This is a genomic window from Streptomyces sp. NPDC059454, assembly GCF_042749965.1.
GTDB lineage: Bacteria > Actinomycetota > Actinomycetes > Streptomycetales > Streptomycetaceae > Streptomyces.
Genome location: NZ_JBHYVC010000077.1, coordinates 1 through 19,729 on the forward strand (window position 1 = coordinate 1; position 19,729 = coordinate 19,729).

General features: G+C 72.3%; 16 protein-coding genes and 2 tRNA genes. 15 read left to right on the forward strand and 3 right to left on the reverse strand.

Annotated features, from left to right (window positions below; translation table 11 throughout):
• Positions 1-85 precede the first annotated feature (85 nt).
• Positions 86-1,213, reverse strand: coding sequence for a M48 family metallopeptidase (locus ACFXAE_RS32445; RefSeq protein WP_384722020.1), 1,128 nt, complete (start codon positions 1,211-1,213; stop codon positions 86-88).
• Positions 1,214-1,573: 360 nt separating this feature from the next.
• Between ACFXAE_RS32445 and ACFXAE_RS32450 the strand changes: the two genes are divergently transcribed.
• The 9 genes from ACFXAE_RS32450 (at position 1,574) to ACFXAE_RS32490 (ending at position 6,414) form a co-directional block, all read left to right on the forward strand.
• Positions 1,574-1,738 (forward strand): hypothetical protein, encoded by a 165-nt coding sequence (locus ACFXAE_RS32450; RefSeq protein WP_384722023.1) that lies wholly within the window; start codon positions 1,574-1,576, stop codon positions 1,736-1,738.
• Between the two features lie 61 nt (positions 1,739-1,799).
• The gene (gene nadD / locus ACFXAE_RS32455) at positions 1,800-2,438 is read left to right on the forward strand and encodes a nicotinate-nucleotide adenylyltransferase (protein ID WP_384722026.1); all 639 of its coding nucleotides are present in this window, start codon (positions 1,800-1,802) and stop codon (positions 2,436-2,438) included.
• A gap of 16 nt (positions 2,439-2,454) precedes the next feature.
• Positions 2,455-4,200: a LytR C-terminal domain-containing protein gene (locus tag ACFXAE_RS32460; protein WP_384722029.1), complete on the forward strand. Its 1,746-nt coding sequence runs from the start codon at positions 2,455-2,457 to the stop codon at positions 4,198-4,200.
• A gap of 94 nt (positions 4,201-4,294) precedes the next feature.
• Positions 4,295-4,741 (forward strand): ribosome silencing factor, encoded by a 447-nt coding sequence (gene rsfS / locus ACFXAE_RS32465; RefSeq protein ID WP_384722033.1) that lies wholly within the window; start codon positions 4,295-4,297, stop codon positions 4,739-4,741.
• Positions 4,732-5,406, forward strand: a complete 675-nt coding sequence (locus tag ACFXAE_RS32470) for a histidine phosphatase family protein (protein ID WP_384722095.1) — start codon at positions 4,732-4,734, stop codon at positions 5,404-5,406. The genes rsfS and ACFXAE_RS32470 overlap by 10 nt, the downstream gene beginning before the upstream one ends.
• 132 nt (positions 5,407-5,538) lie before the next feature.
• Positions 5,539-5,611, forward strand: a tRNA-Ala gene (locus tag ACFXAE_RS32475).
• A 202-nt stretch (positions 5,612-5,813) separates the two neighbouring features.
• Positions 5,814-5,987: a hypothetical protein gene (locus tag ACFXAE_RS32480; protein WP_384722036.1), complete on the forward strand. Its 174-nt coding sequence runs from the start codon at positions 5,814-5,816 to the stop codon at positions 5,985-5,987.
• Positions 5,988-5,990: 3 nt separating this feature from the next.
• Positions 5,991-6,224 (forward strand): hypothetical protein, encoded by a 234-nt coding sequence (locus ACFXAE_RS32485; protein WP_006136074.1) that lies wholly within the window; start codon positions 5,991-5,993, stop codon positions 6,222-6,224.
• Between the two features lie 117 nt (positions 6,225-6,341).
• Positions 6,342-6,414 (forward strand) — tRNA-Ala (locus ACFXAE_RS32490).
• Positions 6,415-6,543: 129 nt separating this feature from the next.
• On the opposite strand, the gene ACFXAE_RS32495 is transcribed toward ACFXAE_RS32490, so the two are convergent.
• Both ACFXAE_RS32495 and ACFXAE_RS32500 read right to left on the reverse strand, forming a co-directional pair.
• Positions 6,544-8,154: an NADH-ubiquinone oxidoreductase-F iron-sulfur binding region domain-containing protein gene (locus ACFXAE_RS32495; RefSeq protein WP_384722039.1), complete on the reverse strand. Its 1,611-nt coding sequence runs from the start codon at positions 8,152-8,154 to the stop codon at positions 6,544-6,546.
• A complete protein-coding gene (locus ACFXAE_RS32500; protein ID WP_384722042.1) occupies positions 8,151-9,437 on the reverse strand; it encodes a cytochrome b/b6 domain-containing protein in 1,287 nt (428 codons plus the stop codon). Before ACFXAE_RS32500 ends, ACFXAE_RS32495 begins: the two co-directional genes overlap by 4 nt.
• A gap of 482 nt (positions 9,438-9,919) precedes the next feature.
• Here ACFXAE_RS32500 and leuS point away from each other — a divergent pair, with 482 nt between their 5' ends.
• From leuS to ACFXAE_RS32530, 6 genes are all read left to right on the forward strand, one after another.
• Positions 9,920-12,802: a leucine--tRNA ligase gene (gene leuS, locus ACFXAE_RS32505; protein WP_384722045.1), complete on the forward strand. Its 2,883-nt coding sequence runs from the start codon at positions 9,920-9,922 to the stop codon at positions 12,800-12,802.
• Positions 12,803-13,033: 231 nt separating this feature from the next.
• Positions 13,034-13,780 (forward strand): hypothetical protein, encoded by a 747-nt coding sequence (locus ACFXAE_RS32510; RefSeq protein WP_384722048.1) that lies wholly within the window; start codon positions 13,034-13,036, stop codon positions 13,778-13,780.
• 94 nt (positions 13,781-13,874) lie between these two features.
• Positions 13,875-14,729, forward strand: coding sequence for a DegV family protein (locus ACFXAE_RS32515; RefSeq protein WP_384722051.1), 855 nt, complete (start codon positions 13,875-13,877; stop codon positions 14,727-14,729).
• 785 nt (positions 14,730-15,514) lie between these two features.
• Positions 15,515-16,198 carry a helix-hairpin-helix domain-containing protein gene (locus ACFXAE_RS32520; RefSeq protein WP_384722098.1) on the forward strand — a complete coding sequence of 228 codons (684 nt, stop codon included), beginning with the start codon at positions 15,515-15,517 and terminating at the stop codon, positions 16,196-16,198.
• Entirely contained in the window at positions 16,195-18,774 is a 2,580-nt protein-coding gene (locus ACFXAE_RS32525) for a ComEC/Rec2 family competence protein (protein WP_384722054.1), read from the forward strand. The genes ACFXAE_RS32520 and ACFXAE_RS32525 overlap by 4 nt, the downstream gene beginning before the upstream one ends.
• A gap of 64 nt (positions 18,775-18,838) precedes the next feature.
• The gene (locus ACFXAE_RS32530; RefSeq protein ID WP_384722101.1) at positions 18,839-19,678 is read left to right on the forward strand and encodes an arylamine N-acetyltransferase; all 840 of its coding nucleotides are present in this window, start codon (positions 18,839-18,841) and stop codon (positions 19,676-19,678) included.
• The last annotated feature ends 51 nt before the right edge of the window (positions 19,679-19,729 follow it).

Below are 19,729 nucleotides of genomic sequence, written 5' to 3' on the forward strand. Positions count from 1 at the left end.
ATTCAGCCTCTCCGGCGTTTGAGGAGCGGGGGTCCGGGGGTAGCGCCCCCGAGGTGGGAAGGGTAAGGGCGGCGGGGGCGATCTCCTACGCCCCGTCGCGCGGCGGCTCGTCGTCCTCCGTGCCCGACGGCGTGCCCGGCTCCTGGGGGCCCGGCTTCGGTGGCCTCGGCTCCGAGGACGTGAAACCGCCGAAGCCGCGGCGGACCCGGCCGCCCAGGTCCCCGGCGCCGCCCGCGATGTCGCTGACCAGCTTCATCAGCGGGTCCTTGGAGTTGCGCACCTCGTCCGCGTAGCTGCTCGCCGACTCCCGCCAGGAGTCCCGCACCGAGGCGTCCTTGTCCTCGTCGCGGCGCGGGTAGTGGCCGTCCATGATCCGCTGGTAGTCGCGGGAGGCCGCCCACTTCTTCAGCTCGGCCGCCCGCACGGTGGTGAACGGGTGCGAGCGGGGCAGCACGTTGAGGATCTTCAGCACGGAGTCGCGCAGATCGCCCCCGGCCTCGTACTCCTCGGCCTGCTCCAGGAACGCGTCCACGTTCATCTCGTGCAGGTGGTTGCCGCCCGCGATCTTCATCAGGCCGCGCATCGAGGCCTGCGGGTCCTGGCCGACCAGCAGCCCCGCGCGGTCCGCGGACAGCTCCGACTTGCGGAACCACTCGCGCAGCGCCGTCACGATCGCCATGATCGCGACATTGCCGAGCGGGATCCACGCGACCCGGACCGCGAGCGACGTCAGGAACAGCAGGATCGTCCGGTACACCGAGTGCCCGGACAGCGCGTGCCCGACCTCGTGCCCGACGACCGCCCGCATCTCCTCCTCGTCGAGCAGCTCCACCAGACCCGTGGTCACCACGATGATCGGCTCGTCCAGGCCGATGCACATCGCGTTCGGATTCGGATCCTGGTTGACGTACATCGGCGGGACCTTCTCCAGGTCCAGGATGTGGCAGGCGTCCCGCAGCATGTCGTTGAGATGCGCGAACTGCCGGTCCGAGACCCGCACCGAGTCGGACAGGAACAGCAGCCGCAGACTGCGCTCGGGCAGCAGGCCGCTCAGCGCCTTGAAGACCGTGTCGAAACCGCTCAGCCTCCGCAGCGCCACCAGCGCCGAGCGGTCGGCCGGATGCTCGTACGCCCGCGAGGAGATACCGGGGAAGCGCCTGCGCTGCCTGCTCGGCACGCTCTCGTGCCCGTTGTGCTGATGGCCGTCGGACATGTATCCCCCATGTGCGTCTGAGTGACCCTTCGCGGCCCTGTGTGCGGCCCTTCGCTCCCCCGAGACGGAGTCCGGCCCGGTCGGAGTCACCGTGGACGGGCGGTGACGGACGGCGGGACGGCCGAGGAGGCGCGGGGATTCCGCTCCGGGTGCTTCCGATCGTGATGGTGGTGGGCTGTGCGCTCACCGCGTGGTTCCTGTCGCGCGGCTACAGCCGGAAGGACGACTGGGCGGCGGGGAAGGTTCCTTCCGCCCGCCACCGGGCCCGCAACGGCGGAGTCGGCGTGATCGGCGCGAAGGCGCCCGCTTACGATGAGCCGACGTCTTTATACCGCCCACACGCGATAGGTCCTGCCGAAGATGAGCATCTCCAGCACCGCTGCCCAGTTCGCCACCCTTGCCGCCGAGGGCGGAGAGCACGGTGGCAACCACGAGAGCCTCAACCCCTACCTCACCGGCGGCGGCGCCCTGTTCGTCCTGCTGCTCCTGCTGTGGATCACCACCCGCTTCAACCGCGACCGCTGAGTCCCCCGCCGGCCGCCCTGGCGGACGGGGTTCTCAGGCCGGGCCGGTAGGGTCTGCACGCATGGGAGAGCAGGACATGCCTACCGGCCCCGGCAGCGGCCCGGCGCGGCAGGGCAGGCGCCGTCTCGGCGTGATGGGCGGCACCTTCGACCCGATCCACCACGGACACCTGGTGGCGGCCAGCGAGGTCGCCGCGCAGTTCCGCCTCGACGAGGTGGTGTTCGTCCCCACCGGCCAGCCGTGGCAGAAGAGCCACCGCGCGGTCTCCGCCGCCGAGGACCGCTATCTGATGACGGTCATCGCGACCGCCGAGAACCCGCAGTTCTCGGTGAGCCGCATCGACATCGACCGCGGCGGCCCCACCTACACCGTGGACACCCTGCGCGACCTGCGCGCGCTCAACCCGGACACGGACCTGTTCTTCATCACCGGCGCCGACGCCCTCGCCCAGATCCTCACCTGGCGCGACAGCGAGGAACTGTTCTCCCTGGCGCACTTCATCGGCGTGACCCGGCCCGGCCACCACCTGACCGACGCGGGCCTGCCCGAGGGCGGTGTCTCGCTCGTCGAGGTCCCCGCCCTCGCCATCTCCTCGACGGACTGCCGTGCGAGAGTCGCCAAGGGAGAACCCGTCTGGTACCTGGTGCCGGACGGAGTCGTGCGCTACATCGACAAGCGCGAGCTGTACCGCGGCGAGTGAGCCGAGAGGGGCACCGGTGAACGACCGATACGACGCGGGGTACGGGGCCGACGGGGGCGCCCCGTACGAACTCGTCGGCTACGACGAGTACGGCCGGCCTGTCTACCGCCAGGCCACGGACCGGCAGGACCGGCAGGGGCAGCAGGACTGGCAGGGGCAGCAGGACCGGCAGGACCAGCAGGACGACGGGTACCAGCAGCAGGGCTACGGCTACGACCCGTACGGCACGGGCGGACACCAGCAGCCCCCGTACGACCCCTACGGGACCGGGACCGGGGCCCCGCAGCAGCCGCAGGCACCGTCCTACGACGCCTACGACGCCTACGGCACCCAGCAGGGCGGCCAAGGCGGCCAGGGGGCCCCGTACGACCCCTACGGGCAGAGCGCGCACACCGGGCAGCAGCCCCGCGTCGCCGAGCAGACCGCGCACATCCCGCAGCAGCCCGGCCCGGCCGACGACGAGCGGGGTCCCGACGGGCCCGCACCGGAGTACCGCACCGAGCAGTTCGCGTTCGTCGAGGAGCCCGACGGCGACTCCGAGGACGTCATCGACTGGATGAAGTTCACCGAGAACCGCACCGAGCGCCGGGAGGAGGCCAAGCGCCGCGCCCGCAGCCGGATCGTCGCCCTGGTCGTGGTGTTCGCCCTGGTCGCGGCCGGTGGCGTCGGCTACCTCTGGTACGCCGGGAAACTGCCGGGCCTGTCCGACTCCGGCTCCGGCACGGGCACCACGACGGCCGCGGGCGCCCAGAAGCGGGACGTGATCGTCGTACACCTGCACGACACCACAGGCGGCGGCACCGCCACCGCCCTGCTCGTCGACAACACCACCACCGGGCAGGGCACCACCGTCCTGCTGCCCAACTCCCTCGCCCTGACCGCCGACGACGGCACCACCACCACGCTCGCCAAGTCGGTCGAGGACGACGGCTCCGAAGGCACCAGGACCGCCCTCGACACCGTCCTCGGCACGGACATCGAGGGCACCTGGCGGCTGGACACCCCGTTCCTGCTCACCCTCGTCGACCTCGTCGGCAACATCGAGGTCGACACCGACACCGACGTGCCCGACCCGGACGCCGGGAAGAAGGGCGAGGCGCCCCTGGTCAAGAAGGGGAAGGGCCAGACCCTCAGCGGCAAGATGGCCGTCGCCTACGCCACCCACCGCGGCTCCGGCGAGGCCCGGAACGCCCAGCTGGAGCGGTTCGGGCAGGTCCTGCACGGTGTCCTGCGCAAGATGACCTCCGACCCGGACGCCGCCACGACCACCATCCAGACCCTCGGGCAGATCATCGAGCCGCCGCTCACCGACAAGGACCTCGGCTCCTTCCTCGCCCGGCTCTCCGAACTGGCCAAGGGCGGCGACCACAAGAGCGCCGTGCTGCCCGTGCAGGACGACGGCACGCTCACCGCCCAGGCGAGCGACAGCGTGGTCAAGGACGTCCTCGGCGGCACCGCCAAGAGCCCCGACCCGGACGCCGCGGTCAGCGTCTCCGTCCGCAACGCCACCGGGGTGGAGAACCGCACCGAGAAGGCCCGCGTGGTGCTCCTCAACGGCGGCTTCACCTTCCGGGAGGCCGGTACCGCCGCCGCCTCGGAGGCGACCTCGAAGGTCGTCTACGCGGACGCCGCCGACAAGGAGAACGCCGGCGAGGTCGCCAAGACCCTGGGGCTGCCCGCCGACTCCGTCACCAAGGGCGAGGTCTCCGCGAACGCCCGGGTCTCGGTCGTCCTCGGGCAGGACTACGACCCCGGCTCCTAGCGCTCTCCGGGCGCGCCCTCCGTCATGGCGTGGGGTGCGCCCGGCGGTCCGTGAGACCCTTGAGGGCAAGTGTCCACCGACCGAAAGCCTTGTAGTGACCGCAACCGACCGTTCCCTCGAGCTCGTCACCACCGCCGCCCAGGCGGCCGCCGACAAGCTCGCGCACGACATCGTCGCCTACGACGTCAGTGACGTGCTGTCCATCACCGACGCCTTCCTGCTGGCCTCCGCACCCAATGACCGCCAGGTCAAATCGATCGTCGACGAGATCGAGGAGCGGCTCAGCAAGGAGCTCGGCGCCAAGCCGGTCCGCCGCGAGGGCGACCGCGAGGCCCGCTGGGTGCTGCTCGACTACGTCGACATCGTCGTCCACGTCCAGCACAGCGAGGAGCGCGTCTTCTACGCCCTGGAGCGGCTGTGGAAGGACTGCCCCGAACTGGAGCTGCCCGAGGACGCCCGGGCCACCCGCGGCAAGGCCGCCGAGCACGCGAAGCTCCAGGAGGCCGAGGAGGCGGCGCAGCCCGGCGGTGACTGGCGGTGAGCGCCACCGGTGAGGTGAGCGGGTCCGCGCGCCGGGGCCGCCGCGTCATCCTGTGGCGGCACGGCCAGACGTCCTGGAACGTGGAGCGCCGCTTCCAGGGCTCCACGGACGTGGACCTCACCGAGACCGGTGTCGCCCAGGCCCGCCGGGCCGCCCGCCTGCTCGCGGGGCTGAAGCCCGACGCGATCGTCGCCTCGGACCTGAAGCGGGCCGCGGCCACCGCCGCCGAGCTCGCCGCGCTCACCGGCCTGGACGTCGTCCACGACGAGGCCCTGCGGGAGACCTACGCGGGCGTCTGGCAGGGCCTGACGCACGACGAGATCATCGTCAGGTACGGCGACGAGTACACCGCGTGGAAGCGCGGTGAGCCGGTCCGCCGGGGCGGTGGCGAGCTGGAGACCGAGGTCGCCGACCGCGCCGCCCCTGTGGTGCTGCGGCACGTCGAGAAGCTCCCGGAGGACGGCACGCTCGTCGTGGTCAGCCACGGCGGCACCATCCGCACCACCATCGGCCGGCTGCTCGGACTCGACCCGCACAACTGGGAGAGCCTGGGCGGTCTCACCAACTGCTGCTGGTCCGTCCTCGGCGAGGGCGCCCGGGGCTGGCGGCTGCTCGAGCACAACGCCGGCACCCTGCCGGAACCGGTGCTCGGCGACGACGACTGAGTGCGCTCCGATCCGGCCCCGGGACGCCCCGGGACCCGGATTTCACTTTCCGGCAGGTCGCAGGCTAAAGTTCTTCTTGTTCGCCCCGCCGAGCGGGACGGAACACCAGGAGGTCACCCCGTGTGGCAACCAGGGGCTATAGCTCAGTTGGTAGAGCGCCTGCATGGCATGCAGGAGGTCAGGAGTTCAATTCTCCTTAGCTCCACATGACGAAGATCCCGCCTCCCCCAGGGAGGCGGGATCTTTCGTTGCCCGCCGGTGAGCAGCACGGTCCTGGCACGCGTATACCTCTGCGAGGCGTAGAGCCGTGTCCCGACCGGTACCACGGCGTCGCTGACCGTGTCGGCCCGGCCGTGGCAGAATCAAACGGCCGGAAGGGGGGCGCGGCCCGACGGGAGGGAGTTGTGATGCCTGCGAGCATCCTCGAGGAGGTCGACCACCTTCTCGGAACGGTGTCGACGCCACGGACCTCGACCCGCCCCGGCTGCCCTTCCCGCGGCTCCGCGCACGTCGCCCAGGTGCTCGACGACAACGGCGGGGTGTCCTACGTGCGCACGGCCTGCGGCCACAGCTGGAGCTGATCGATGGGTGCACACAGGCGGAAGTGCGACTGGTGCGGCAGCGGCACGCCGATCGTCCGGGACATGGAGCCGATCAATCCCGACTACCAGTACTGGTGCGAGGAATGCGCGCGGGCGCTGATCATAAAAGGCGACCCCATCGAGACGTACCGCGAACTCGAGGGGGAGCCGATCTACGGCCGGCTGCTGGAGGAGCACTGCACGCTCAAGCGCTTCTATTCGTTCGTGACCGCGTAACCCTCGGCAGGGGGAATTCGGGACATAGGTGAGCGAAGTGAAATCGATTTGGTGTTGGCCCGGGTCGACCGTGTAAAGTTGGCGTCGCCGCCGGGGAAACCGGGCGGAGCGACACAAGGGGCTATAGCTCAGTTGGTAGAGCGCCTGCATGGCATGCAGGAGGTCAGGAGTTCAATTCTCCTTAGCTCCACAGAAGTAGAGGGCGGATCATCCGAACGGATGGTCCGCCCTCGCTGGTTCTGCCCTTGTTGCTTCTGTCCTCGCTGGTTGCGCCCTCACCGGTGGTGAGGGCGCAACCTCAGCGGCCCAGGGCGCAACCTCAGCGGCCCAGGGCGCGCCGGCCGCGCCCCTGCGAGAGCACCGGCAGATTGCGGGACGGTGCCTTGGCCTGGGGCGCCTCGTCCTCGATGCGCAGGGCCAGTGCCGGGCAGCGGCGCACCGCCCGCAGCGCCTTCGCCTCCGCGAAACGCGGCACCTGCGCCTGGGCCACCGTCGGGAAGCCGTCCGCGCCGAGCTGGAAGACCTCCGGGAGGATGTCCGCGCACAGGCCGTGGCCCCGGCACAGCGTCCAGTCGACGTAGATCTTCTGGCGGCTGGGCCCGTTCTCCTCCCCGCCGCCGCCCGGGATGCCCGTAGGGGCCCTGCCCCCTTCGAAGAGCGGCAGGACGCCCGCCACGGGCCGTCCGCAGCCGTTGCCGAGGACATGGGCGGCGAGGTCGTCGGTGAACGCCTTGAGGGTCGACTCCAGGAACATCGCGGAGCCGTCCGGGTGTGAACACGCCCCGCGCCGCTTCACGTTCTTGGCGACCTGCTTGACCGCCTCCAGGGCGGCGGGACCGCCGCCGTTGAGGATGTCCTCGAGGCCGCGCGCGGCGGCCGGCAGCCCCAGGTAGCAGGGGCCGCACTGGCCGGCGCTCTCCTCCGCCAGCCACTGGGCGACCCGCAGCGACTCGCCCAGCGGGCAGGTGTCCTGACTGATCGGCAGGATGGCGCCCGCGCCCAGCGAACCGCCCACCGCGTCCAGGGAGTTGCGGGAGACGATCGCCTCGTTGACGGTCGCCGCGTCGATCCACTTGCCGTGGTAGCCGCCCGTCAGCACCCCCTGCGGCATCGGTGGGGCACCGGCGAGCTGCAGGACGTAGCGCAGCGGCACCCCCGTCGGCACCTCGATCACCATGGGGCGGGCCACCGCCCCGGACACCGTGAGCATCACGGTGCCCGGCTCGTCGTAGAGGCCGGTGTTGCCGTAGCGCTCCGGGCCGATGCGGGCGGCGATGGCGAGCTGGGCGAAGGTCTCGGCGTTGGACAGCAGCGTGGGCGCGCCGCCGACGCCGTTCTTCGAGGCGCTGGTCTTGCGGCCCGGCGGGATCGCCGGGCCGCCGTCGATGGAGCGGATCAGGGAGGCCGCGGCACCGGTGACCATGCGGACCGGGTTGCGCTGCACGCGGGCACGCAGCGCGGAGCGGCGTCCGTTGTTCAGGCCGCGCTCGGCGAGCGCGGCCTCCATGGAGCGCTGGGTGGACTCCCGGGTGACCCCCACCACGAGCGTGCGGGCACCCATGGCCTCGGCGCACAGCAGCGCGCCGTCCAGGATGAGGTGCGGAGCACGGTTGATCAGCACCGTGTCCTTGCGGCAGGCCGGCTCGTCCTCGCTGCCGTTGACGACGACGACCGGCCTCACGCCGCGCTTGATCGCCGTTTCGGCGACCGAGCGCAGCTTCTTGTGGAAGGGGAATCCCGCGCCGCCGCGGCCCCTGAGGTTGATGCGTTCGGCGAGCTGGGCGAGCTGCTCACCGCCCAGCGGCTCGAGCGGCCCGTGCACCTTGAGGTGCATGGGCAGATCGAGCCGGTCGACAAGGTCGAAACCCGACGTGAGCTGGGGAAGCCCGACCACGCGGACTTCGGGTACGTCGGGCAGGGCCTCGTTCACTTATAGCCTCCGGACGGCGTGTTCCAAGGTTCGCCCGAACCCGGTGCGTCGAAGTCGTAGGACGACGAGGGCGACGCACCGGGGAGTGGTTCATTGGCGGGACCGCTGTTGTACGTGTCACTCGGGTTGTACGTGGCGTAGAGGCCGTTCGTCTCACCGGTGTCGTACACATCACGTGAATCGAAGCCGGAGGCGGCCGAATTGTCATAGGCCGGGATGCTGTATCCGGTGTCCTGGAGCGGGTCGTACGCCGACGGCGGGGCCTCGCCGACCGGTGGCGGGGACGGGATCGGCCAGTTGCCCGAGGTGCTGGAGGGACCGTCCACGCGCGGGACGGCCTCCGTGGGCCGCATGTCCGGCGGCAGCTCCATGCGGGCGGTCGCGTCGGTGAGGGGCGTCTGTCCGGCGGGCGGGCGGCCGGGCGTCGACACCGCGCGGTAGGCGGCCGCGAAGCCGTTCGCCGGTTCCGGGGCGGGGGCGCGTTCGGCGGTCTCGTACAGCGGGCGTTCGCCGCGCGGGCGTTCGCCCCGCCGGTCACCTTCCCCGCGCGGGCGCCCGTCGCCCCGTGCGGGGCCGCGCCCGCCGCCGTATCCCGGCAGGGAGGACCCGGCCGCCCGGGACCTGCTCTCCTCCAACCGTTCCTCGCGACTCCGCTGCTGGTCGGCGGTGCCGAGCAGCGCGGTGATCCGGTCGGCGATTCTGCGCTTCACGCGGGGCGGGGAGGCGCGCACGGCGAGGGCCGCCATGACGCCGACCAGGGACAGTCCGTAGAGGATCAGGAAGACCGGCTTCGCCGCTCGACCCGCGTAGAGGCCGTGCACCAGCGCGGCGCACCAGGCCGGATAGGCCAGCATGTGCATCGCCCGCCAGCGGGCCGCGACCGGCGCCGGGGAGGCGAAGCGGTTGCGCAGCACGCCGGTGATGCCGACGAAGATCATCAGCAGGCCGGCGAGGGTGCCGAGCCCGATGAGGAAGGACCGGCCGGCGACGGCCTCGTCGTCCGTGAGGGCCAGCCCGAAGGGGATGACCGCGGCGATCCAGGTGGTGTGGTCCAGGGCCAGCTTGATGCCTATGTGCACCAGCAGGAAGGCGATCGAGGCGACCGCGGTGGTCCGGTGCACCGCCTGCGCCAGGATCCGCTGGCGGGGACCCAGCAGGATCCGGTCCTGGGCGACGAGCCCCCAGATCACCGAGCAGCTGAGGCAGACGAGCGACAGGACGCCCACGCCGAAGTTGAGGAACTCGGCGAACCAGTCGTCCGCCGTGCTGTCGTCCGGCCTCACGACCTGCCTCCCGGCGTCACGACGCGGAGCGGGCACGGCGGAACCGCAGCCGACCGGCCCCGAGCGGGGGGTGGGCTGCTGTCTGGACGAGGGTTCATGGGGGCAACTCCGAAGGTTCGGTAAAGCGGTCCCGCTGCCGAACTCTAAGGCTCGTCATACCGATGAGTACGAGGTTTGAGTTATTGCGCTGTTATCAAAAGACAATGAGGCTGTTGTGATGTCCCTTAGTGGTTGTTACGCGAAGTAACCTTTGACTTTGGGTCAGTGTGTCGTGGAAGCGCGTCGCGACCGGATCGGTGGCTGCGGTACCCTGGCGCCATGCGTGCCGTACGCCTTCTGCTTAGCGAGCCGCGCTGATCAGTCCCGACCGCCGGTGACCGGCAGGTCGGAATCGGCGCGGCGTCCCCTCCTGTGCGAGGGGATTTTTCATTTCCGGGAAGCCGCAGCAGCAGGCAGAGACGATCGATGGAGCATTGAGGATCATGAGCGAGACGAACCCCGCTGCCACCGCAGCCGCGGAGGCCGCGCCGCACCGCTACACGGCCGCCCTGGCGGCCGAGATCGAGGCACGCTGGCAGGACTTCTGGGACGCCGAGGGGACGTACGCCGCGCCCAATCCGAGCGGTGACCTGTCGGGTGATCCGGAGACGGCCGCCAGGCCCAAGAAGTTCATCATGGACATGTTCCCGTACCCCTCCGGTGCCGGACTGCACGTCGGACACCCGCTGGGCTACATCGCCACCGACGTCTTCGCCCGCTTCCAGCGCATGACCGGGCACAACGTCCTGCACACCCTGGGCTTCGACGCCTTCGGCCTGCCCGCCGAGCAGTACGCGGTGCAGACCGGCACGCACCCGCGCGTGTCGACCGAGGCCAACATGGAGAACATGAAGTCCCAGCTGCGCCGGCTGGGCCTGGGCCACGACAAGCGCCGGTCGTTCGCCACGATCGACCCGGACTACTACAAGTGGACCCAGTGGATCTTCCTGCAGATCTTCAACTCCTGGTACGACGACGAGGCGAAGCGGGCCCGCCCGATCGCCGAGCTGGTCGAGCGGTTCGAGTCCGGTGAGCGCGGCGTCCCCGGCGACCGCTCCTGGAGCGAGCTGACCGAGGCCGAGCGCGCCGACGTCCTGGGCGAGCACCGCCTGGCCTACGCCTCCGACGCGCCGGTCAACTGGTGCCCCGGCCTGGGCACCGTGCTGGCCAACGAGGAGGTCACCGCCGAGGGCCGCTCCGAGCGCGGCAACTTCCCCGTCTTCAAGGCCAAGCTGCGCCAGTGGAACATGCGGATCACCGCCTACGCCGACCGGCTGCTCGACGACCTGGACGCGCTGGACTGGCCCGAGGCCATCAAGCTGCAGCAGCGCAACTGGATCGGCCGCTCCGAGGGCGCCCGCGTCGACTTCCCCATCGACGGCGAGAACATCACCGTCTTCACCACCCGCCCCGACACCCTGTTCGGCGCGACCTACATGGTGCTGGCGCCCGAGCACCCGCTGGTCGAGAAGTTCACGCCCCAAAAGTGGCCCGAGGGCACCCACGAGGTGTGGACCGGGGGACACGCCACGCCCGCGGAGGCCGTCGCCGCCTACCGCGCGCAGGCCGCCTCCAAGTCCGACGTCGAGCGGCAGGCCGAGGCCAAGGACAAGACCGGCGTCTTCATCGGCGCGTACGCCACCAACCCGGTCAACGGCGAGCAGGTCCCCGTCTTCATCGCCGACTACGTCCTGATGGGCTACGGCACCGGCGCGATCATGGCCGTCCCCGCCGGCGACCAGCGCGACTTCGAGTTCGCGCGCGCCTTCGAGCTGCCGATCCGCTGCATCGTCGAGCCCACCGACGGCCGGGGCACGGACACCTCGACCTGGGAGAACGCCTTCGCGTCGTACGACGCCAGGATCATCAACTCGTCGAACGACAAGGTCTCCCTGGACGGCCTGGGCGTCGCCGAGGCCAAGGCGCGCATCATCGAGTGGCTGGAGAGCGAGGGCCACGGCGAGGGCACTGTCAACTTCCGCCTGCGCGACTGGCTGTTCAGCCGGCAGCGCTACTGGGGAGAGCCCTTCCCGATCGTCTACGACGAGGACGGCATCGCCCACCCCCTGCCCGAGTCGATGCTGCCGCTGGAGCTGCCCGAGGTCGAGGACTACAGCCCGCGCACCTTCGACCCGGACGACGCCGACACCCAGCCCGAGACGCCGCTGTCGCGCAACGAGGACTGGGTCCACGTCACCCTGGACCTGGGCGACGGCCGCGGTCCGCGCGCGTACCGCCGCGAGACCAACACCATGCCCAACTGGGCCGGTTCCTGCTGGTACGAGCTGCGCTACCTGGACCCGCACAACAGCGACAAGCTGGTCGACCCGGCCGTCGAGCAGTACTGGATGGGCCCGCGCGAGGGCATGCCGCACGGCGGCGTCGACCTGTACGTCGGCGGCGCCGAACACGCCGTACTGCACCTGCTGTACGCCCGCTTCTGGTCCAAGGTGCTGTACGACCTGGGACACGTGTCGTCCGCGGAGCCGTTCCACAAGCTGTTCAACCAGGGCATGATCCAGGCCTACGTCTACCGCGACAGCCGGGGCATCGCCGTACCGGCCGCCGAGGTGGAGGAGCGCGACGGCGGATACTGGTACCAGGGCGAGAGGGTCTCCCGGCTGCTGGGCAAGATGGGCAAGTCCCTGAAGAACGCGGTCACTCCGGACGAGATCTGCGCCGAGTACGGGGCCGACACGCTGCGCCTGTACGAGATGGCCATGGGCCCGCTGGACGTGTCCCGGCCGTGGGACACCCGCGCGGTGGTCGGTCAGTTCCGGCTGCTGCAGCGGCTGTGGCGCAACATCGTCGACGAGGCGAGCGGTGAGGTGACCGTCGTCGACACCGAGGAGGTCGACGAGGACACCCTGCGCGCCCTGCACAAGGCGATCGACGGCGTGCGCGGCGACCTGGAGGGCATGCGGTTCAACACCGCCATCGCCAAGGTCACCGAGCTGAACAACCACCTGACCAAGCGGTCGGGCGCGCTGCCGCGCTCCGTCGCGGAGTCCCTGGTGCTGCTGGTCGCTCCGCTGGCCCCGCACATCGCCGAGGAGCTGTGGCGCAAGCTGGGGCACGCGGACTCGGTGGTGCACCAGGACTTCCCGGTGGCCGACCCGGCGTACGTGGTCGACGAGACCGTCACCTGTGTCGTGCAGATCAAGGGCAAGGTGAAGGCGCGGCTGGAGGTGTCCCCGGGTATCGCCGAGGACGAGCTGGAGAAGGTCGCGCTGGCCGACGAGCGGGTCGTCGCGGCGCTGGACGGCGCCGGGATCCGCAAGGTGATCGTCCGGGCGCCGAAGCTGGTGAACATCGTCCCGGCGTGAGGTGGGCGTCAGGGCCCGTCCGGCATGATCCGCCGGACGGGCTTCAGGGTGCCCGGTGGTCTCGGTGGCTCTGGTGGTCCCGGTGACCCTGGTGGTCCCGGTGGTCCGGGTGGTCCCCTACGGGCAGGTTCGGGGTTTTTCAGGAACTCCGGACCTGCCCGCTGCGTTTACCGTTGAAGAGCGGCGCGAAGTGCGCCGGAACAGGCCGAAGGGGCCCGGAGGAGGAGCTTCGTGGAAGCGGTGTTCGCAGTGGTCGCCCTGCTTTTCGTGCTCTTCGTCGTGCTCGGCGCCTACGCCACGGTGAAGGTCGTCGGCGCCGCCAAGCGCAGCGCGGACCGCCACATCACCCAGGCCCGTCGCACGGTCGAGGACCACACCCTGCGGGCCAAGGCCTTCGTGCAGCCCGGCCCGGCCGGTGAGATCGCCCAGCTCCGGCTGGGGCTGCGCAGTTCCATGCGGGCCACCCAGGACGCCCTGGAGGCCGCCGTCGCCGAGGACGAGTCCCTCAAGGAGTCCCTCGGCCTCTTCCAGCGACTCAGCGCGCACGGCCACGAACTGGACGGCGAACTCAGGCGTCTGGAGTCCGAACCGGACCGCACCGCCCTCGCCGCCCGGCTGCCCGAGCTGCGCGAGCGCACCGAGCGCGTCACGAGCTCCGCGGACTCCCTGCGCTGGGCGGCCCGCGACCGCGCGCGCCGTTTCGCCTCCGACGACCTGGACTCGCTGAGCGAGCAGATCGGCATGGAGGCCGGGGCCCTGCGCCACTGGACCACCACGGAGCAGCACCCGGCACCCCCGCCCTGGCCCGAGGCCCCCGCCGCCGACGCCCCGGCGGCCGGGCATACCTGGCAGGACACCCCCGAGCCCGCCCCGGCGAAGGAACCGGAACAGCAGCCCGCCCGGCCCGCCATCACCCCGCCGGCACCGCGTCCCACCTACCCTTGGCAGAAGAAGCCCCGCCCCGAGAGCACCACGTGAGCACCACGTGAGCACCCTCTGATCCGGCCACCCTCGAACCCGTCCCGCGAGGCCGGGCTGCCGCACGGGCACTACGGCAGGTAACCTCCAGCTCATGTCCCGCCATGTCGCGATCGTCACCGATTCAACGGCCTACCTGCCGGCCCGGACGATGGAGCGGCACCGCATCACGGCGGTACCTCTGACCGTGGTCCTCGGCGACCGCGCGCTCGAAGAGGGCACCGAGATCTCCACCCGCTCCCTCGCCCAGGCTTTGCAGAAGCGGCGCCCGGTCACCACCTCACGGCCCGGCCCCGAGGTGTTCGCCGAGACCTACCGCAGGGTCGCCGAGTCCGGCGCGACCGGCATCGTCTCCCTCCACCTCTCCGCCGAGCTCTCCGGCACGTACGACGCGGCGGTCGTGGCCGCCCGTGAGGCGCCCGTGCCGGTGCGGGTGGTGGACACCGGCATGATCGCGATGGCGCTCGGGTTCTGCGCGCTGACGGCGGCGGAGACCGCGGAGGCGGGCGGCACGGTGGACGAGGCGGTCACGGCCGCGGAGAAGCGGGCGGCGGACACGTCCGCCTACTTCTACGTCGACACGCTCGACTATCTGCGCCGGGGCGGCCGGATCGGTGCCGCGCAGGCCCTGCTGGGTTCGGCCCTCGCGGTCAAGCCGCTGCTGCAGCTGGCGGGCGGTCGTATCGAACCACTGGAGAAGGTGCGTACGGCGTCGAAGGCGATCGCCCGCCTGGAGGAGATCGCGGCCGAGCGGGCGGGCGGTGCGGAGGTAGACGTCGCCGTTCACCATCTCGCCGCGCAGGAGCGCGCGTCGGCCCTCGCGGACCGGCTGCGGACCCGGCTGCCGGGACTGGCCGACCTGCATGTCAGCGAGGTGGGTGCGGTGATCGGGGCGCACACGGGGCCCGGACTGCTGGGGGTCGTGGTCTCGACGCGCTCGTACGGGTGACGGAGTTGTCCACAATCGGGCGGTGATCCCCGGGAATCGAGCAAGATCATCGCGGATGGGGTGATGTGCCGGATCCTCCTGGCATGGCACTTCGATCACGCTCACGCACAGCGACGGCAACCAGCGGCCCGGGCCGCCCACCCGGCTCCGACGGCCGCGCCCGCCACCGCCGGCCGACCGGACTCCGTGGCCGGGCCCCGCACCGGGACCGCCGGGCGGCGGCGGAGGAACTCCGCCGCCGGGCGGAGTCACTGTTCGACGGCGCCGACCGCTCCGCGCACGCCAGGCGACCACCGGCCTGGGCCCTGACCGGCACCCGCCGCATCAGGCGGGCCGGCTCCTCGGCGGCCGTGGACCGGTCGACGGCTGGGGACCGCCTCGGGGGCACGGACGGTGGGACGGCTGCGGATCGTGCGCCGGCCCGGGAGCCCTCGGAAACCGTGGAACGTGCGGGCGCCGGGGAACACGCGGGGGCCGTGAATCGCTCGATGGCCGCGGATCGCGCAGGGAGTGCGGATCGACCGGCGGATGTGGGCCGGCCGGGGCCCGAGGGCTCGTCGACGGGCGTGGGCCGGGCGATGGCTCCGGGGCGGTCGGCGGGGACGGTGCGGGCGGCGGCTGTGGATCGGCGGACCGTGCAGGGGCGTGCGGCGGCCGCGGCCCTTCTCGTGGCGGGGCCCGGTGGTGGTGCGGTCGCGGTGGACGACGAGGGTGACGTCACGGTCCCGGAGGAGGCCGGCGGCGGGTCCGAGCACGGGCGACGGCGGGAGCGGGCCGGCCTCGCGCTGCGGGAGCGTCTGCCGTTGTGGGTGCGGGTGCGGTGCGGGATGGAGTGGCGGAGCGTGGTCGCGCTGTCGGTGCTGCTCGTGGTCGCCGTGGGCTTCGCCGTACAGCACTTCTGGGCCGGGCGGACCCAGCCGGTACGGGCGCCGGAGGTGGTGCGGGCGGCGGCGGTTCCGCACGGGGAGCACGTCAAGGGCGCGACGAAGGGGGAGGCCGCGCCGGACGGCGCGGTGAAGCCCGGCGGCTCGGCGGGGCCCGGGATCGTGGTCGACGTCAGCGGCAAGGTGCGGCACCCGGGAATCCATCGCCTGCCCGCCGGTTCACGCGTCGAGGACGCGCTGCGGGCAGCCGGCGGAGTACGGCCCGGCACCAGGACCGACACCCTGAACCGCGCCCGTTTCCTCGTCGACGGCGAACAGGTGGTCGTAGGGGGCCCGGCACCGTCCGGAACAGCCCCCGGCGGCAGCCCCGGTACGGCGGGAACCGGCCCCACCGCACCGGTGTCCCTCAACACCGCCACCACGGACCAGCTCGACACCCTGCCCGGAGTCGGCCCCGTGCTCGCCCAGCACATCGTCGACTACCGCACCCGGAACGGCGGCTTCCGCTCGGTGGACGAACTCCGCGAGGTGAACGGCATCGGAGACCGCCGTTTCGCGGATCTGCGGAACCTCGTACGACCATGAGGACCGAGCCGACGGAGACGGCGGCGCCACCGCTCCCACAGCCCACCGCCCGGCGCCACGTCCACGCCGCCTCCGGGAAGCGGCTCGGAGCCGCGCACCCGAGGCAGGAGGGGCCGACGGACCTGCGACTGGTCCCGCCCGCCCTGGCCGCCTGGGCCACGGCCGCCGTGATGCTGCACGCCCCGCCCGGCCGGGCGACGGGCGCGGTGATCGTCTCCCTGCTGACAGCCGGCGCCCTCCTCATGGTGCGCAGCCGCCTGACCGGGCGGGTACGGGCCACCGCCCACGCCACCGCCGCCGTGCTGCTCTGCGTCGCAGCGGCCGCCGGATCGGCGGGGCTGCACGGCGCGGACCTGCGACGGGGCCCCGTGCCCGCACTGGCGCGGGAGTACGCCCCGGTGACCGCCGAGGTCGAGACCACCTCCGACCCCCGGCTCACCCGGCCCAGGGTCAGCGGCAACCACATGGCCCCGGCCTCCGTACTGATCGAGGCCGACGTGCGGCGGGTGGAGCGGGCCGGCGGCACGGCGGAGACGACCCGCACGCCCGTACTGCTGATCGTCGACCCGGGCTCGTCCGGACGCACCGCACCGGACGCCGAGGGCCGCTCCCCTTGGCTCGCCCTCCTGCCCTCCACCCGCCTCCGCGTCGAGGCACGGCTCGCCCCGGCGAGGGCGGGCGGCGACCGGTTCGCCGCCGTGCTGCGGGTGAAGGGCCGCGACGGCCCGGAGACCGTCGGCCGGCCGTCGGGTCCGCAGCGGCTGGCGGGACGGCTGCGGGCCGGGCTGCGGGAGGCGACCGACGGACTGCCGGCGGACGCGCGGGCGCTGCTGCCCGGCCTGGTCGTGGGCGACACCGCCAGGATCACCCCCGAACTGGACGAGGCGTTCAGGGAGACCGACCTCACCCACACGCTCGCCGTCTCCGGCGCCAACTTCACCATCCTCCTCGCTCTGCTCCTCGGCCCGCCCGGCCTGGCGCAGCGGGCCGAGCGACGCGGACTGGCACCCCGCCTCGGCATCCCCCTGCGGGCCACCGCACTGCTGGGCGCGGCGCTCTCCCTCGCCTTCGTCGTCGTGTGCCGGCCCGATCCCAGCGTGCTGCGGGCCGCCGCCTGCGGATCCGTCGCCCTGCTCGCGCTCGCCACCGGCCGCCGCAGATCTCTGATCCCGGCGCTGGCGACGGCCGTCCTGCTCCTGGTGCTGTACGACCCGTGGCTGGCCCGCAGTTACGGCTTTCTCCTCTCGGTGCTGGCCACCGGCGCGCTGCTCACGCTCGCGCCGCGCTGGAGCGCGGGACTGCGGCGGCGCGGGGTGCCGCCCCGCCTCGCGGAGGCGCTGGCCGCCGCGGGTGCCGCGCAGGTCGTGTGCGCGCCGGTGGTCGCCGTGCTGGCGGCGCGGGTCAGCCTGGTGGCGATCCCGTGCAACCTGCTCGCGGAGTTCGCGCTCGCGCCGGCCACGGTGCTGGGCTTCCTGGCCCTGGCGACGGCGCCGGTGGCGATACCGGCGGCGAAGGCACTGGCCTGGTGCGCGAGCTGGCCGGCCCAGTGGCTCGCGCAGGTCGCCAGGACCGGGGCGGCGCTACCGGGCGCGGGAGTGGACTGGCCCGGCGGCTGGGCCGGCGCGGCAGCACTCGGCGCCCTCACCCTGGCGGCGCTGCTCGTGGGACGCCGCCTGCTGGGACACCCCTGGTGGTGCGCTGCCTGCGCACTCCTGCTGATGCTGGTGGTGATACAGCCACGACCCCTCACCCGGGCGATCACGGGCTGGCCCCCGCCGGGCTGGCGGATGGTGATGTGCGATGTCGGCCAGGGCGACGCGCTGGTGCTGGCGGCGGGCGAGAACGCCGGCGTGGTCGTGGACGCCGGCCCCGACCCGGCCCTCGTCGACCACTGCCTGCGCTCCCTCGGCATCACCAGCATCCCCCTCGTGGTCCTGACCCACTTCCACGCCGACCACGTGGCGGGCCTGCCCGGCGTACTGCGCGGACGCGCGGTCGGCGCCGTCGAGACGACGTCCTTCGAAGAACCCGCCGACCAGGCCGCGTTCGTACGGAGACTCGCCGCCGCCCGCCGCATCCCGGTGACGCACGCCGCGGCCGGTGAGGTGCGGCGCACGGGAGAACTGTCCTGGGAGGTGGTGTGGCCCCCGCCGAGCACTCCGCCGAGCACGGGCCCACAGTTCACGGGCCCCGTGCCGGAGGGCCCGAACGACGCCAGCGTGGCCATGCTGGTCCGCACGGCCGGCCTGCGCCTGCTGCTCCTCGGGGACCTGGAACCCCCGTCCCAGCGGGCCCTGGCGAGATCACCGGCGGCCCGGCGACTGGCCGACGTGGACGTCCTCAAGGTCGCCCACCACGGCTCGGCGTACCAGGACCCGGACCTCATACGCCGGGTGGCTCCACGGCTGGCGCTGATCAGCACAGGGAAGGACAACACGTACGGGCACCCTGCCCCGAACACGCTCGCCGCCCTGCGCGCCGGGGGAGCGACGGTGCTGCGGACGGACCGGGACGGGGCGCTGGCGGTGACCGGTGGCGAGAAGGGGAGCAGGGAGTTGAGGGTGGCGCGACACTGAGGGGATGACCGAGGGGATGACCGAGGGGATGACCGAGAGGATGGCCGAGAGGATGACCGAGGATATGGACACCGCGGGAATCGACGCCTATCTGCGCCGCCTGGGCGTCGAACAGCCCGCCTGGCCCACCGTGGACGCGCTGCGCGAGCTGCACCTGCGGCATCTGCGGACCGTGCCGTTCGAGAACCTGTCCATCCACCTCGGCGAGGAGATCGTGCTGGACGAGAAGCGGCTGCTGGACAAGGTGGTGGAGGCGCGGCGGGGCGGGTTCTGCTACGAACTCAACGGCGCCTTCGGAGCGTTGCTCTCAGCGCTCGGCTACGACGTCCAGCTGCTCGCGGCGCGGGTGTACGGCGACGGGGGCCGGCTCGGCATCCCGTACGACCATCTCGCGCTGCGGGTACGGACGGTGGACGGCGGCGACTGGCTGGCCGACGTCGGCTTCGGCGCCCACTCCCACCTGCCGCTGGCCTTCGGGGAGCGCGGGGAGCAGGAGGATCCCGGGGGGACGTTCCGGATCGCCGAGGCGGGCGCCGACGCGGCCGGGGTGCGCGGCGGGCACGACCGGGTGGAGGCGGCGGACCTGGACGTGAGCCGGAACGGGCGGCCGGTGTACCGCCTGGAGGTCCGGCCGAGGGTGCTCACCGACTTCACGGTCGGGGCGTGGTGGCACAGCACCTCACCGGCCTCCCACTTCACGCGGTCGCCGGTGTGCTCGCGGATCACCGACGACGGGGGCCGGATCACGCTCAGCGGCCGGCGGTTCACGGTCACCGCGCCGGACGGGACGCGGCAGGAGCACGAGACCGGCACGGACGAGGAGGTGCTCGCGCTCTACCGGGACCGGTTCGGGATCACCCTGGACACGGTGCCGGCGGCGCGCGGCGCCGGGACGAGCGGCTGACCCGGCACCGGGAGGAGCGATTTCCCCGGCACCGGGAAGAGCGGCTGACCC

Bases quoted from the DNA above. Each gene is read 5' to 3' on its own strand.
- ACFXAE_RS32445 (WP_384722020.1), bottom strand. From the start codon at position 1,213: ATGTCCGACGGCCATCAGCACAACGGGCACGAGAGCGTGCCGAGCAGG.
- ACFXAE_RS32450 (WP_384722023.1), top strand. From the start codon at position 1,574: ATGAGCATCTCCAGCACCGCTGCCCAGTTCGCCACCCTTGCCGCCGAG.
- nadD (WP_384722026.1), top strand. From the start codon at position 1,800: ATGGGAGAGCAGGACATGCCTACCGGCCCCGGCAGCGGCCCGGCGCGG.
- ACFXAE_RS32480 (WP_384722036.1), top strand. From the start codon at position 5,814: ATGCCTGCGAGCATCCTCGAGGAGGTCGACCACCTTCTCGGAACGGTG.
- ACFXAE_RS32485 (WP_006136074.1), top strand. From the start codon at position 5,991: ATGGGTGCACACAGGCGGAAGTGCGACTGGTGCGGCAGCGGCACGCCG.
- leuS (WP_384722045.1), top strand. From the start codon at position 9,920: ATGAGCGAGACGAACCCCGCTGCCACCGCAGCCGCGGAGGCCGCGCCG.
- ACFXAE_RS32515 (WP_384722051.1), top strand. From the start codon at position 13,875: ATGTCCCGCCATGTCGCGATCGTCACCGATTCAACGGCCTACCTGCCG.
- ACFXAE_RS32525 (WP_384722054.1), top strand. From the start codon at position 16,195: ATGAGGACCGAGCCGACGGAGACGGCGGCGCCACCGCTCCCACAGCCC.
- ACFXAE_RS32530 (WP_384722101.1), top strand. From the start codon at position 18,839: ATGGACACCGCGGGAATCGACGCCTATCTGCGCCGCCTGGGCGTCGAA.